Origin of the sequence: Pseudomonas sp. 2(2015) (assembly GCF_000955865.1) — a bacterium.
Taxonomy (GTDB): domain Bacteria; phylum Pseudomonadota; class Gammaproteobacteria; order Pseudomonadales; family Pseudomonadaceae; genus Aquipseudomonas.
Genome location: NZ_JYOF01000015.1, coordinates 178,882 through 192,938, shown reverse-complemented (window position 1 = coordinate 192,938; position 14,057 = coordinate 178,882). Strand labels below are relative to the sequence as shown.

At 64.5% G+C, this 14,057-nt stretch carries 11 protein-coding genes; all 11 read left to right on the top strand.

All coding sequences use genetic code 11. The features are described 5' to 3' along the window. The first annotated feature begins 6 nt into the window (after window positions 1-6). The 11 genes from hyi to UB48_RS20450 all read left to right on the top strand — a co-directional run bounded on the left by hyi (window position 7) and on the right by UB48_RS20450 (window position 14,002). A complete protein-coding gene (hyi, locus tag UB48_RS20500) occupies window positions 7-789 on the top strand; it encodes a hydroxypyruvate isomerase (protein ID WP_045200402.1) in 783 nt (260 codons plus the stop codon). A gap of 153 nt (window positions 790-942) precedes the next feature. Further along, the gene (locus UB48_RS20495; protein WP_045200397.1) at window positions 943-1,836 is read left to right on the top strand and encodes a 2-hydroxy-3-oxopropionate reductase; all 894 of its coding nucleotides are present in this window, start codon (window positions 943-945) and stop codon (window positions 1,834-1,836) included. Between the two features lie 172 nt (window positions 1,837-2,008). After that, complete coding sequence (locus tag UB48_RS20490) at window positions 2,009-3,277, top strand: glycerate kinase (protein ID WP_045200395.1); 1,269 nt, start codon at window positions 2,009-2,011, stop codon at window positions 3,275-3,277. 1 nt (window position 3,278) lies between these two features. After that, window positions 3,279-4,694: a pyruvate kinase gene (gene pyk / locus UB48_RS20485; RefSeq protein WP_045200392.1), complete on the top strand. Its 1,416-nt coding sequence runs from the start codon at window positions 3,279-3,281 to the stop codon at window positions 4,692-4,694. 122 nt (window positions 4,695-4,816) lie between these two features. Next, complete coding sequence (locus UB48_RS20480; protein WP_045200390.1) at window positions 4,817-5,701, top strand: urea transporter; 885 nt, start codon at window positions 4,817-4,819, stop codon at window positions 5,699-5,701. A gap of 44 nt (window positions 5,702-5,745) precedes the next feature. After that, complete coding sequence (locus tag UB48_RS20475; RefSeq protein ID WP_045200389.1) at window positions 5,746-6,570, top strand: ion transporter; 825 nt, start codon at window positions 5,746-5,748, stop codon at window positions 6,568-6,570. A 93-nt stretch (window positions 6,571-6,663) separates the two neighbouring features. Then, on the top strand, window positions 6,664-7,665 hold the full coding sequence (locus UB48_RS20470) for a sulfate ABC transporter substrate-binding protein (protein WP_045200388.1): 1,002 nt from the start codon (window positions 6,664-6,666) through the stop codon (window positions 7,663-7,665). A gap of 137 nt (window positions 7,666-7,802) precedes the next feature. Continuing rightward, window positions 7,803-9,830, top strand: a complete 2,028-nt coding sequence (locus UB48_RS20465) for a mechanosensitive ion channel family protein (protein ID WP_045200387.1) — start codon at window positions 7,803-7,805, stop codon at window positions 9,828-9,830. 41 nt (window positions 9,831-9,871) lie between these two features. Beyond that, window positions 9,872-10,258 (top strand): DUF2946 domain-containing protein, encoded by a 387-nt coding sequence (locus UB48_RS20460; RefSeq protein WP_045200385.1) that lies wholly within the window; start codon window positions 9,872-9,874, stop codon window positions 10,256-10,258. Window positions 10,259-10,359: 101 nt separating this feature from the next. Then, window positions 10,360-12,528 carry a TonB-dependent siderophore receptor gene (locus UB48_RS20455; RefSeq protein WP_045200383.1) on the top strand — a complete coding sequence of 723 codons (2,169 nt, stop codon included), beginning with the start codon at window positions 10,360-10,362 and terminating at the stop codon, window positions 12,526-12,528. A gap of 10 nt (window positions 12,529-12,538) precedes the next feature. After that, window positions 12,539-14,002, top strand: a complete 1,464-nt coding sequence (locus UB48_RS20450) for a PepSY domain-containing protein (protein ID WP_045200381.1) — start codon at window positions 12,539-12,541, stop codon at window positions 14,000-14,002. Window positions 14,003-14,057: the final 55 nt, after the last annotated feature.

Here is a 14,057-nt window from a genome sequence, read left to right as displayed (position 1 = left end):
ACAACCATGCCACGTTTCGCCGCCAACCTGTCCATGCTGTTCACCGAGCAGGACTTCCTCGCCCGTTTCAAGGCTGCTGCCGACGCCGGCTTCAGCGGTGTCGAGTACCTGTTCCCGTACGACTTCAGCTCGGCTGAAATCAAGCAGCAGCTCGATGCCCACGGCCTGACCCAGGTGCTGTTCAACCTGCCGGCCGGCGACTGGGCCAAGGGTGATCGCGGCATCGCCTGCGACCCGGCCCGTGTCGAGGAATTCCGCGCCGGTGTCGATCTGGCCATCGCCTACGCCCAGGTGCTGGGCAACACCCAGGTCAACTGCCTGGCCGGCATCCGTCCACAAGGCCCGGACTGCGCCACGGTGCGCAAGACCTTCGTCGACAACCTCAAGTTTGCCGCCGACAAGCTGCAGGCCGCCGGGATCAAGCTGGTCATGGAAATGATCAACACCCGCGACATCCCGGGCTTCTACCTGAACACCACCAAACAGGCGCTTGAGATCCAGGCCGAGGTGGCGAGCAGCAACCTGTACCTGCAATACGACATCTACCACATGCAGATCATGGAGGGCGATCTTGCCCGTACCGTGGAAAGCAACCTGGCCAAGATCAACCACATCCAGCTGGCCGACAACCCCGGCCGCAACGAGCCGGGCACTGGCGAGATCAACTATCGCTTCCTCTTCGAACACCTGGACCGTATCGGCTACCAGGGCTGGGTGGGCTGCGAATACAAGCCGCTGACCACCACCGAAGCGGGCCTTGGCTGGCTGAAGACCCATAACGCGATCTGACGCACTGACGGGCTTCGAAAATCCCTGTGGGAGCTGGCTTGCCAGCGATGAGGCCCTCACAGCTACACCGCATTGTTCCCATCGCTGGCAAGCCAGCTCCCACAGGGGCCCGGCCCGCCAGCCGAGATTGAATAATTACAAGAGGCAATTCTCATGGCTAAAATCGGATTTATCGGCACCGGCATCATGGGCCGCCCAATGGCGCAGAACCTGCAAAAAGCCGGTCACAGCCTGTTCCTCTCGACCCACCACGACGCCGCGCCTGCCGACCTGGTCGCCGCCGGCGCCGTAGCCCTGGCCAACCCGAAAGAAGTGGCCCAGGAAGCTGAATTCATCATCGTCATGGTCCCCGATACCCCGCAGGTTGAAGCGGTGCTGTTCGGCGACAACGGCGTGGCCCAGGGCGTCGGCCCGAACAAGGTGGTGATCGACATGAGCTCGATCTCGCCAACCGCCACCAAAGCCTTTGCCGAGAAGATCAAGGCCACCGGCGCCACCTACCTCGACGCGCCGGTGTCCGGCGGTGAAGTCGGTGCCAAGGCCGCGACCCTGAGCATCATGGTCGGCGGCTGCCCGAACGCCTTCGAACGCGCCCTGCCGCTGTTCCAGGTCATGGGCAAGAACATCACCCGCGTCGGCGGCAGCGGCGACGGCCAGACCGCCAAGGTCGCCAACCAGATCATCGTCGCCCTGAACATCCAGGCGGTGGCCGAAGCGCTGCTGTTCGCCGCCAAGAACGGCGCCGATCCTGCCAAGGTGCGTGAAGCACTGATGGGCGGCTTCGCTTCGTCGAAAATCCTCGAAGTGCACGGCGAGCGCATGATCAAGGGCACCTTCGACCCGGGCTTCCGTATCAGCCTGCACCAGAAAGACCTGAACCTGGCCCTGCAAGGTGCCAAGGAACTGAACATCAACCTGCCCAACACCGCCAACGCCCAGCAAGTGTTCAGCACCTGCGCGGCCATCGGCGGCGCCAACTGGGACCACTCGGCGCTGATCAAGGGCCTTGAGCACATGGCCAACTTCTCGATCCGCGGTGAAGAGTAAGAGGCCAGTTGCAAGCTTCAAGCTGCAAGTAAAAGCAGGCCGCGCGTCGATCCGCTTTCTCTTGCGGCTTGGAGCTTGAAGCTTGCCGCTTTCAGCGCCCCTGGGTCGGCCTGCACGGAGGCGGGCCCAGGGGCGTTTTTGATTTTGAAAAACAATAAGATTGGAGCCTGCCATGTCGGTCGATCCGCAACACTTTCTGCGCGAGCTGTTCGCCACGGCCATCGATGCCGCGCATCCCCGCCAGGTCCTTGAAGCCCACCTGCCCAGCGACCGCAGCGGTCGCGTCATCGTCATCGGCGCCGGCAAGGCTGCCGCGGCCATGGCTGAAGTCGTCGAGCGCGCCTGGAAGGGCCCGGTTTCCGGCCTGGTGGTTACCCGCTACGGCCATGGCGCCAGCTGCTCGAAAATCGAAGTGGTCGAAGCCGCCCACCCGGTCCCGGATGCCGCCGGCCTGGCCGTGGCCAAGCGGGTACTGGAAATGGTCAGCAACCTCACGGCTGACGACCGGGTGATTTTCCTGCTCTCCGGCGGTGGTTCGGCGCTGCTGGCGCTGCCGGCCGAAGGCCTGACCCTGGCCGACAAGCAACAGATCAACAAGGCCCTGCTCAAATCCGGCGCCACCATCGGCGAGATGAACTGCGTGCGCAAGCACCTCTCGGCGATCAAGGGCGGGCGCCTGGCCAAGGCCTGCTGGCCGGCCACCGTCTATACCTATGCGATTTCCGATGTACCCGGGGATCTGGCCACGGTCATCGCCTCCGGCCCCACCGTGGCCGACCCGAGCACCTCGGCCGAAGCCCTGGCGATCCTCAAGCGCTACAACATCGAAGCGCCTGCTGCGGTCACCGCCTGGCTCAACAACCCGGCCTCCGAGACCGTCAAGGCCGACGACCCGGCCCTGGCCCGCAGCCACTTCCAGCTGATCGCCCGGCCCCAGCAGTCGCTGGAAGCGGCAGCGGTCAAAGCCCGCCAGGCCGGCTTCAGCCCGCTGATCCTTGGCGACCTCGAAGGCGAGTCGCGCGAGGTGGCCAAGGTCCATGCCGGCATCGCCCGGCAGATCGTCCAGCACGGCCAGCCGCTGTCGCCACCCTGCGTGATCCTCTCCGGTGGCGAAACCACCGTGACCGTGCGCGGCAATGGCCGTGGCGGGCGCAACGCCGAGTTTTTGCTGAGCCTGACCGAAAGCCTCAAGGGCCTGCGCGGGGTCTATGCCCTGGCCGGTGACACCGATGGCATCGACGGCTCCGAAGACAACGCCGGCGCACTGATGACCCCGGACAGCTACGCCCGCGCCGCGGCCCTGGGCCTGTCGGCCAGTGACGAGCTGGACAACAACAATGGCTACGGCTACTTCGCCGCGCTCGATGACTTGATCGTTACCGAGCCGACGCGGACCAACGTCAACGATTTTCGCGCCATCCTGATTCTCGAGAGTGCCTGACATGACGCCTGATAAAAAAGTCAAAATCCTTGCCACCCTCGGTCCTGCGATCAAGGGCATCGATGACATCCGCCAACTGGTCGAGGCCGGGGTGAACATCTTTCGCCTGAACTTCAGCCACGGCGAGCACGAAGACCACGCCCTGCGCTACCAGTGGATCCGCGAGGTGGAGAGCCAGCTCAACTACCCGCTGGGCATCCTCATGGACCTGCAGGGGCCTAAACTGCGCGTCGGCCGTTTTGCCGAGGGCAAGGTCCAGTTGCAACGCGGCCAGGCCCTGCGCCTGGACCTGGACAGCACCCCGGGTACGCTTGAGCGGGTCAACCTGCCGCACCCGGAAATCATCGCTGCGCTGGAGCCGGGCATGGACCTGCTGCTCGACGACGGCAAGCTGCGCCTGCGGGTGACCGCCAAGCACAGCGACGCGATCGAGACCGAAGTGCTCAACGGCGGCGAGTTGTCCGACCGCAAGGGCGTCAACGTGCCGCAAGCGGTACTCGACCTCAGCCCGCTGACCGCCAAGGACCGCCGCGACCTGAGCTTCGGCCTGGAGCTGGGCGTGGACTGGGTGGCGCTGTCGTTCGTGCAGCGCCCGGAAGACATCGTCGAAGCGCGCCAGCTGATCGGTGACCGCGCCTACCTGATGGCCAAGATCGAAAAGCCCTCGGCGGTGACCCAACTGCGCGCCATTGCCGAGCTCAGCGACGCGATCATGGTTGCCCGTGGCGACCTGGGCGTGGAAGTGCCGGCTGAAAGCGTGCCGCAGATCCAGAAGAGCATCATCAACACCTGCCGCGAACTGGGTAAACCGGTGGTGGTGGCCACACAGATGCTCGAATCGATGCGCTTCTCCCCGGCCCCGACCCGCGCCGAAGTCACCGACGTCGCCAACGCCGTGGCCGAAGGCGCCGATGCGGTGATGCTCTCGGCCGAGACCGCTTCGGGCGACTACCCGCTGGAAGCGGTACAGATGATGAGCAAGATCATCCGCCAGGTGGAGAACGGCCCGGACTACCAGGCGCAACTCGACGTCGGCCGGCCGAAAGCCGAGGCCACCGTGTCGGATGCCATCAGCTGTGCGATCCGCCGCATCAGCGGCATCCTGCCGGTGGCGGTGCTGGTCAACTACAGCGAATCGGGGGCTTCGACCCTGCGCGCTGCGCGCGAGCGGCCACGGGCGCCGATCCTCAACCTGACGCCCAACCTGTCCACCGCCCGGCGCCTGAGCGTGGCCTGGGGTGTGCATTCGGTGGTCAACGATCGCTTGCGTCAGGTCGACGAGATCTGCTCCACCGCCCTGGAGATCGCCCAGGCCCAGGGCATGGCCAGCCGCGGCGACACGCTGTTGATCACTGCCGGTGTGCCTTTTGGCAAGCCGGGGTCGACTAACACGCTGCGGATCGAGACCTTGATCTGAGGTAGACCGCTCCCACAGGTTTGTGGGAGCTGGCTTGACCCGCGATGAATGCAACACAAACCCCAGGTGGGACAACCCGGCCCAAAGAGGCTCCCCACTCCACATCAACCCAGACTGCCCCCATGTACACCAAGAATTTCGTCAACCCGTGCCCCGACTGGGCCACTGCCTTGCTCAACGGCTTCAGCCAGGTGCTGCTGCAGCGCAATCCGCTGTGTGGCCTGTGCTGCCTGCTGGCTATCACCCTGACCGCGCCCGACCTGGTCGGCGGCGCGCTGCTCGGGGCCCTCGCCGGGCTGCTGACTGCCCAGCGCCGTGGCTACAACCGCACTGACCGCCAGGCCGGCCTGTACAGCTACAACGGCGTGCTGATTGGTCTGCTGATCAGCTATGCCCTGCCCTGGTCGGCGATTCTGCCGCCACTGATCATCGCCGCTGGCGGCCTGAGCAGCATGCTCGTGCACCAGTGGCTCAAGCGCGGCCCCAGGCAACTGCTGCCTGCCTATACCGCGCCGTTCGTGTTGCTCGGCTGGGCCGCCCTGGCCATGGCCGAACCCGCCAGCGCCACCAGCACCAGTGTCGAGGCCAACCCGCTGTTCGCCCTGGCCCGCGGCCTTGGGCAGATCTTCTTGCTCGACCAGCCGCTGGCCGGCGTGCTGATCGCCCTCGGCCTGCTGATCTCCAATCGCTACGCCGCCGTCTGGGCCCTGCTCGGCTCGGCCATCGGCGGCAGCGTGGCGTTGATCGGTGGCGAGGCCACGGCGGCCTACAACGGCCTGTTCGGTTTCAATGCCGCCCTCGCCGCCCTGGCCTTCAGCCAGGAACGCCAGCGGCCCTGGCTGCCGCTGCTGGCCATCGTCCTGGCAATTGCCCTGCAACCAGCGGTGAGCCTGCTGCCGGTCGCCGGCCTGACCGCGCCGTTCATTCTCGCCTGCTGGCTGCTGCACGCCGGTGGCCGCCTGCTGCGCTTGCCGGCATCCCACAGCCGGCGTCGCTTGCACAGCTGAGGTGCAGCCCCTAGGCTCTGCCCATCTGCCTTTGGAACGAGCCTATGGACACCCCTTCGAGCTGGCGCGAGCGGCTCTACGTCATCGTCTTTCAAACCGACACCACGGCCGGCCGGCGCTTCGACAAGATCCTCCTGCTGATCATTCTCGCCAGCCTGGTAACGGTGATCCTCGACAGCATCGACGAGGTGCACCAGGGTTATGCCGGGTTGCTGGCGGCCGTCGAGTGGGGCTTTACCGCGATCTTTCTGGTCGAGTACCTGATCCGCTTGTATTGCTCGCCCAAGCCCTTGCGCTACGCCTTCAGTTTTTATGGCCTGGTCGACCTGCTGGCGATCGTCCCGGGGATCATCGCCCTGTACTACAGCGACGCCCAATACCTGCTGATCATCCGCGTCGTACGTATGCTGCGGATCTTTCGCGTGCTCAAGCTCAGCCCCTACCTCAAGCAGGCCCATTACCTGCTCGCGGCGCTGCGCGGCAGCAAGCAGAAGATCATCGTGTTCCTGCTCAGCGTCTCGACCCTGGTCACCGTGTTCGGCACCCTGATGTATGTGGTCGAAGGTCCCGAGCATGGCTTTACCAGCATCCCCAAGGGCATCTACTGGGCGATCGTCACCCTGACCACGGTCGGCTTTGGCGACATCGTGCCAAAAACCCCGCTGGGCCAGGTGTTGTCGTCGATGGTGATGATCACCGGTTACTCGATCATCGCCGTGCCCACCGGGATTTTCACCGCCGAGCTTGCCAACGCCATGCGCGGCGAACAGCTACAGCACGACTGCCCGGTGTGCCGGAAAAACAGCCACGAGCACGGCGCGGCGTTCTGCTCGCGCTGCGGCAATGCGCTGTTTAAAAAAATGGAATAAGCAAAGCACTTTTTAATCTTTTAGCGCCTAAAGCCCAACCGTTATAGTCGCTGGCATAATGCCTTTAACGCTAACTCGAACAAGGAATGCGCAGTGAAAAAACTCTTCAGTGCCTCGCTTCTGGCCGCAAGCCTCGCCTTCGGCTCCGTGGCCCAGGCTGCTCCGGCGCCGCTGCTGAACGTCTCGTACGACGTGATGCGCGACTTCTACAAGGATTACAACGCCGCGTTCCAGAAGCACTGGGAAGCCGAGCACAAAGAGAAGATCACCGTGCAGATGTCGTTCGGTGGCTCGAGCAAGCAGGCCCGTTCGGTAATCGACGGCCTGCCGGCTGACGTCATCACCATGAACATGGCCACCGACATCAATGCCCTGGCCGACAACGGCAAGCTGGTGCCGGACAACTGGGTCACGCGCCTGCCGAACAACAGCGCGCCGTTCACCTCGGCCACTGTGTTCATCGTGCGCAAGGGCAACCCCAAGGCCCTGAAAGACTGGCCCGACCTGCTCAAAGACGGCGTCCAGGTCATTGTGCCAAACCCGAAAACCTCCGGTAACGGCCGCTACACCTACCTCTCGGCCTGGGGCTATGTGCTGAAGAACGGCGGTGACGAGAACAAGGCCAAGGACTTTGTCGGCAAGCTGTTCAAGCAGGCGCCAGTGCTCGATACCGGTGGCCGCGCCGCCACCACCACCTTCATGACCAACCAGATCGGCGACGTGCTGGTGACCTTCGAGAACGAAGCCGAGATGATCGCCCGCGAGTTCGGTCGTGACCAGTTCGAAGTCATCTACCCAAGCGTCTCGGCCGAAGCCGAGCCACCGGTGAGTGTGGTCGACAAGGTGGTCGAGAAGAAAGGCAGCCGCGCCACCGCCGAGGCCTACCTGAAATACCTGTGGTCGCCCGAGGCCCAGGAAATCGCCGCCAACAACTACCTGCGTCCGCGTGATCCAGCGGTGCTGGCTAAGTACACCGACCGCTTCCCGAAAGTCGACTTCCTCTCGGTCGAGAAGACCTTCGGTGACTGGCGCACCGTGCAGAGAACCCACTTCAACGATGGCGGGATTTTCGACCAGATCTACACCGGGCAGTAATGGCCTCATCGCGGGTCAGTCGAGGTGACGCCTCGACTTGACCCGCGATTGCTTCACCCCCTATCGAACTTACCCTCCCATTTGCTGATCAGTTCATTGACTACCCTTTCCGTCATCCACGGCTCAAGGAGTGCCCAGTGACCCGATCTTTACTCACCTTGCTGTTCAGTTGCCTGTTGAGCAGCCAGCTGTTCGCCGCCGAACCTTCGCCCGCCGCACCAACACCTGAACCTGAACCCGTGGTCCAGGGCGGCCTGCTCGGCGCCATTGCCGATGGCCTGGACGATGTCAGCTCGGAACTGAATGTCGACAGCCACCTGTTCGACAGCTGGCGCCTGCGCGCCGACCGCGCCGCCAATGAAGTCGATCAACTGGTCAACCGCCACGCCGGTCGCGATGGCCTCGACCTGCTGGGCGATTTCGCCCTGCTGAGCATCACCTGGCTGGTCGCCTTCGCGGTGCTCACCAACCTCGGCCGCCTGCTGGCCCATCGCAGCAACAACAGCCGCCCGCTGCGCCAACGCCCGCGCCTGCAGAAACTGCTCGGCTACCTGCTGCCCTATACCCTGCCGGCCCTGGCCAGCCTGCCGACCACGCTGTACGTCAGCCACTATCTGGAGCCGTCGGTAGGCCGCGCCCTGGGCCTGAGCCTGGCCTATGCCACCAGCAGCGGTATCTTCTCGACCTCGATCATCCTGTGCCTGATCACCCTGTTCGACACCGGCCACAAGCGCGCGGCGGTGCGCATCATTCGCCAGCTGGCGCCTCGGCCGCTGTTCATGATCGGCTTTCTGGCGGCCTGGAGCGATGCCCTGACCAGCCCGCAGATCGCCCGGCAACTGGGCGGCAACATCACCAGCAGCGTGGCGGTAATCACCGGCCTGCTGGCGACCCTGGCGTTCGCCGTCCTGGTGATTCGCCTGCGCCGCCCGGTGGCGCACCTGATCCGCAACCGCGCGCTCAAGGAGCGCTTGCAGCACCGCGCCGTGCAGGAAACCCTGCGGATCTTTTCCTGGCTCTGGTACCTGCCGATCCTGATGATGATCCTGGTCTCGGCCATCACCCTGATCGGCGCCGGCGAAGAGAGCCAGAAGGCCCTGCAAAACGCTTTGCTGACCACCATTTTGCTGATCGCCACGCTGTTTCTCAGCACCACCTTGCAGCACCTGTTCAAGGCCCACGACATCGAACCCGGGCAACGCCTGCGTCCGTACAAGGAACTGCTGCGCAACCTTGCCCACGCGCTGCTGCGCATCGCCATGGCAGTGGCCTTCATCGAGCTGCTGGGGCGCATCTGGGGCTTTTCGGTGCTCGATTTTGCCCTGCGCAACAGCCTGGGCCGGGCGATCAGTGATTCACTGAGCAGCATCGGCCTGATCCTGCTGGTCACCTGGCTGCTGTGGGTGGTGATCGACACGGCGATCCAGGAAGCCCTCAAGCCCACGGTCGGGCGGCGCTCGTCGCGCCAGCCGAGCACCCGGGTGCGGACCATCCTGCCGATGCTGCGCAATGCCATCAAGATCATCCTGGTGGTGATCTGCACCATCACCACCATGGCCAATCTGGGCATCAACGTCGCGCCCTTGCTGGCCGGCGCCGGGGTGGTCGGCCTGGCGATCGGTTTCGGCTCCCAGCAACTGGTGCAGGACGTGATCACCGGGCTGTTCATCCTCATCGAAGACACCATCGCCATCGGCGACTGGGTGGTGCTCGATTCCGGGCATGCCGGCACGGTCGAGAGCCTGACCATCCGCACCTTGCGCCTGCGTGATGGCAAGGGCTTCGTGCACTCGGTACCGTTCGGCCAGATCAAGGCGGTCACCAACCAGTCACGGCAGTTCGCCTATGCGTTCTTCTCGGTGCAGTTCAGCTACCAGACCGACGTCGACAGCGCGCTGAAACTGATCCGCGAAGTCGGCCAGTCGATCAGCGAAGACCCGCTGCTGCGCCACAGCCTGCAAGGGCCGCTGCAGGTGTTCGGGGTCGACAGCATGAACCTCAACGGCATCACTTTGACCGCGCAGTTTCGCACCAGCTCCGGCGGGCAATATGCGGTCAATCGCGCCTTCAACGAACGGCTGAAAAAGCGCGTCGACCAGACCGACGACGTGAGCTTTGCGCAATACAATCCGCCACCGCAAAAAGTCGCTGAAGAACCGGCCTGATTGCTTTAACCCCAGCGGCCATCGGTGCTAAAGTCGCGGCCATGAACCGCGCCCCCTCCGACCGCCCGCTGATTGCCTGGACCATGTACTTCTGTGTCCTGTTCAATCTGTTCGCCTGCGGTATCGGTCACGGGCAGATGATGGGCCTGCAACTCAACGGTATCGGCGGCGCCTATTGCTCGGCCATGGGCAGCGCCGGGCCGACGCTGAAAAGCGATTTCGGCGATCAGACGGTGGCCGGCTGGGACAGCATGCAGACCTGCCCGGTGTGCGCTGCCGCCGTGGTCTGCCTGGGCCTGGTGCTGGTCATCGGCTGGCTGCTGGCGGTTACCCGGGTACGTCGCTATCACCGTGAACTGCGCAGCAAAGCGCCGCCGCGATATTGCTGGCCGGCCGCCAACCCCCGCGCCTCCCCACTTCTGGCTTGAACCTCCTGGCAGCCGCTTGGGCTGCCCGAAACCGGCCGTTTTTTGCTGTGCCTGCCTGACAGGTGCAGGCGGCCGCTGGCTCAATTTCCAGAGTGTGATTCATGCCCTACTCCTATCGCCTTTACGGTTGCGCGGCGCTGCTGTGCGCGTTGCCCTTCCACGCTGTGGCCGAGGCGCCGCTGACCCTGCCCGACCTGCGTATCAACAGCCGCGCCGACGCCGAAGACGGCGTGCTGCTCGACACCCCGTCGCAAACCGCTTCGCGCCTTGGCCTCACCCCGCGGGAAACCCCGGCCTCGGTGAGCATCGTCAACCGCCAGCAGATCGAGCAACGCGGCGCGCAGACCACCCAGGACGCGCTTAACGGCGTGCCCGGCATGACCGCCGCCTCACCACCGGGTTCGGCAGGCTCGGTGGCTTACCGGGGGTTTTCCGGGGGGCAGATCACCCAGCTGTTCAACGGCATCAGCGTGCAGTACGACTCGGTTGCCGCGCGCCCGGTCGACAGCTGGATCTATGACCGCGTCGAAGCCGTCGGCGGGCCGTCGAGCTTCCTGTTTGGCGCTGGCGCCGTCGGCGGCTCGATCAACTACATCAGCAAACTGGCCAGCCGCGACGAGAACTTCAACGAAGGCAGGATCAAGTACGGCTCCTACGACAGCAGCGAGACCTCGTTCGGCTTCAACCATGCGCTCAACGACGGCGATGGCATCCGCAACTACGCACGCCTGGATTTCAGCCACAGCAAGAGCAACGGCTATGTCGATCGCGAAGAGCGCGATGCCTGGACCGTGGCGTTCTCGCTGCTCACCGACATCAACGACCAGCTGTCCCACACCCTGGCCGTGGAGTACCAGAACGAAACGGTCGACAGCCCCTATTGGGGCAGCCCGGTGCTCAACCCGCTGGGCGGCGAAATGAAGGTCGACGAGAGCCGCCGCTTCGAAAACTACAACGTCGAGGACGGCCGCTACGAGCAGCGCGTTCGCTGGCTGCGCTCAATCACCGAGTACCGCTTCAACGACAACACCTCGCTGCGCAACACCCTCTACCACTACAACACCGAGCGTGATTTTCGTAACCTCGAAACCTACGCCTACAATGCCGACAACAGCCGGGTCAACCGCTCCAACGCGCTGCTGCAACGCCATGACCAGGAGCTCAACGGCAACCGCTTCGAATTGCTGCACGAGGGCCAGTTGTTCGGCCTCAACAGCCAGTGGTCGGCGGGCCTGGACTACAGCCACAACGTGCAGATGACCTACCCGCGCTCGATCACCGGTATTTTCGACAGTGTCGATCCGGCCAGCTTCGAACCCGGGCATTTCTATGACCTGAAGGGCATGGTCCCGGGCTTTCAGAAGAACCGCGAGAACACCGTCGACACCTGGGCGGCGTTCGTCGAGAACCGCCTGCAACTGACCGAGCGCCTGTCGCTGCTGACCGGTTTGCGCTATGACCATATCGACCTCGATGTGCACAACTACCGCACGGTCGATGCCAACAACCCGCTGGACTTCCAGCGCAGCTACGAGCCCACCACCGGGCGCATCGGCCTGGTCTACGAGCTGACCCCGGCGGCCAACGTCTATGTGCAGTACAGCACCGCCGCCGACCCGCCCTCGGGCATGCTCAGCACAGCCAGTTTTGCCACCGTACGCGACTTCGACCTGAGCACCGGCAAGCAGCTGGAAGTGGGCAGCAAGTTCAGCTTCCTCGATGGCCGCGGCGCCGCCACCGTTGCCGCCTACCAGATCGAGCGCAAGAACCTCGCCACCGCCGATGCCGCCAACCCCAGCGTCACCCAGCCGGTGGGCAAGCAGACCTCACGCGGGGTAGAAGTGGCCGCCTCGCTGCACGTCACACCGAAGCTGTTGGCCGAGGGCAACTTTGCCTACGTCGACGCCCAGTACGACGAGTTCAACGAGAACGTCGGCGGTCGCTCGATCTCGCGCAAGGGCAATACCCCGACCAACATCCCCGAGCGGGTCGCCAACCTGTGGCTGACCTACGACATCGACCCGAGCTGGCAAATCGGTGCCGACAGCCGCTACGTGTCTTCGGTGTATGCCGACGCAGCCAACACCCGCTACGCGCCGGCCTACACGATCTTCGGTGCCTTCGTCGGTTTCAAGGTCGATGACGACACGCGCATCACGGCCCGGGTGCGCAACCTGACCGACGAGGTGTATGCCCGCTGGACCTCCTCGAGCATGCTCTACCTCGGTGCCCCGCGCACCCTGGAGCTGGCCGTGCAGACGCGCTTCTAGGACGCCGCCGATGAAACGTTACCTGTACCTGTGGCACCGCTGGCTGGGCATCGGCTTATGCCTGTTCATGGCCCTGTGGTTCTTCTCGGGGATGGTCATGCTGTATGTCGGCTACCCCAAGCTGACCCCGCGCGAGCACTACGCTCACCTGCCGCAGTTGCGCGTTCAGGATTGCTGCGTCGACCTCGGCACTGCCCTGCGCAGTGCCGATGCCGGGCGCACCCCGGCCAGCATCCGCCTGAGCACGGTGGCCGGCACGCCGCGCTACCTGTTCAGCTATCCAGGCCGGGCCAGCGTGGCGGTGGACGCCCGCACGGGCCAGCGCCTGCAGGCGATCGATCGCGAACAGGCCCTGGCCAGTGCGCATCAATACGATCCGCAGGCAACAGCCCGTTATGCCGGGGTGGTGACCGAAGACCTGTGGAGCCACTCGCGCGCCCTCGACGCCGAGCGCCCGCTGCAGCGGGTGCAGCTCGACGATGGCGCACGCACCCTGCTGTACATCTGCGGCCATACCGGCGAAGTGGTGCGCGATGCCAGCGCCCTGGAGCGCGGCTGGAACCTGGTCGGCGCCTGGCTGCACTGGCTGTATCCATTACGCGGCATTGGCGTCGACGGCCTGTGGAGCAACCTGGTGATCAGCCTGTCGCTGGCCGGCACGCTGATGGCGTTGCTTGGCGCGGTGATCGGGATCCTGCGCTGGCGCCTGCGCAAGCCCTACCGCAGTGGCTCGCGTTCGCCCTACCGGGGCTTTGCCCGCTGGCACCATATTGGCGGCTTGCTGTTTGGCGTGCTGGCGATTACCTGGATTTTCAGTGGCTTGATGTCGATGAACCCGTGGCGGCTGTTCAGCAGCTCAATGCCGTTGAATGTTGCGGCCTATCAAGGCGGGCCGTTGACCGCGGCGGCTTTTCCGCTGTCGGCCTCTGAGGCGCTGGCGCGGTTCGAGCAGCAAGGTTTCAAGGCCCGTGAGCTGGAATGGCGCTTGATTGCGGGTGCGGGGTACCTGGTCGGTCATGATGGCGCCGGGCGCACGCGGGTGCTGTCGATGGCCGACGGCCAGGTGCTCGAACGCCTGCCGCGGGAGGTGCTGGAGCGCGCCGCACAAGCGATCCTGCCCCAGGGCCAGATGTACAGCGAGCAGCTTGAAGCCTACGACTTCTACTACTACGCCCGGGCCGAGCAAAGCATGCTCGGCCACCTGGAAAAGCGCTTGCCAGTGTTGCGCGTACGCTTTGCAGACCCGCAACAGACCTGGCTGCACCTGGACCTGTACACCGGCGAGGTGCTGGGTGTACTGGACCAGCCGCGGCGCGTGTCGCGCTGGTTGTTCTCGTTGCTGCACAGCTGGGACTGGCTACCGCTGTTGCAACGGCGGCCATTGTGGGATGCCTGGATGATCGCCTTCAGCCTGGGCGGGCTGGTGCTCAGTGTCAGCGGTGTGGTGCTGGGCTGGCGGCGCTTAGCCAAGTAGGAGCGGGCTTGCCCCGCGATAGCATTCTGTCCGCCACATCGCATCGCGGGCAAGC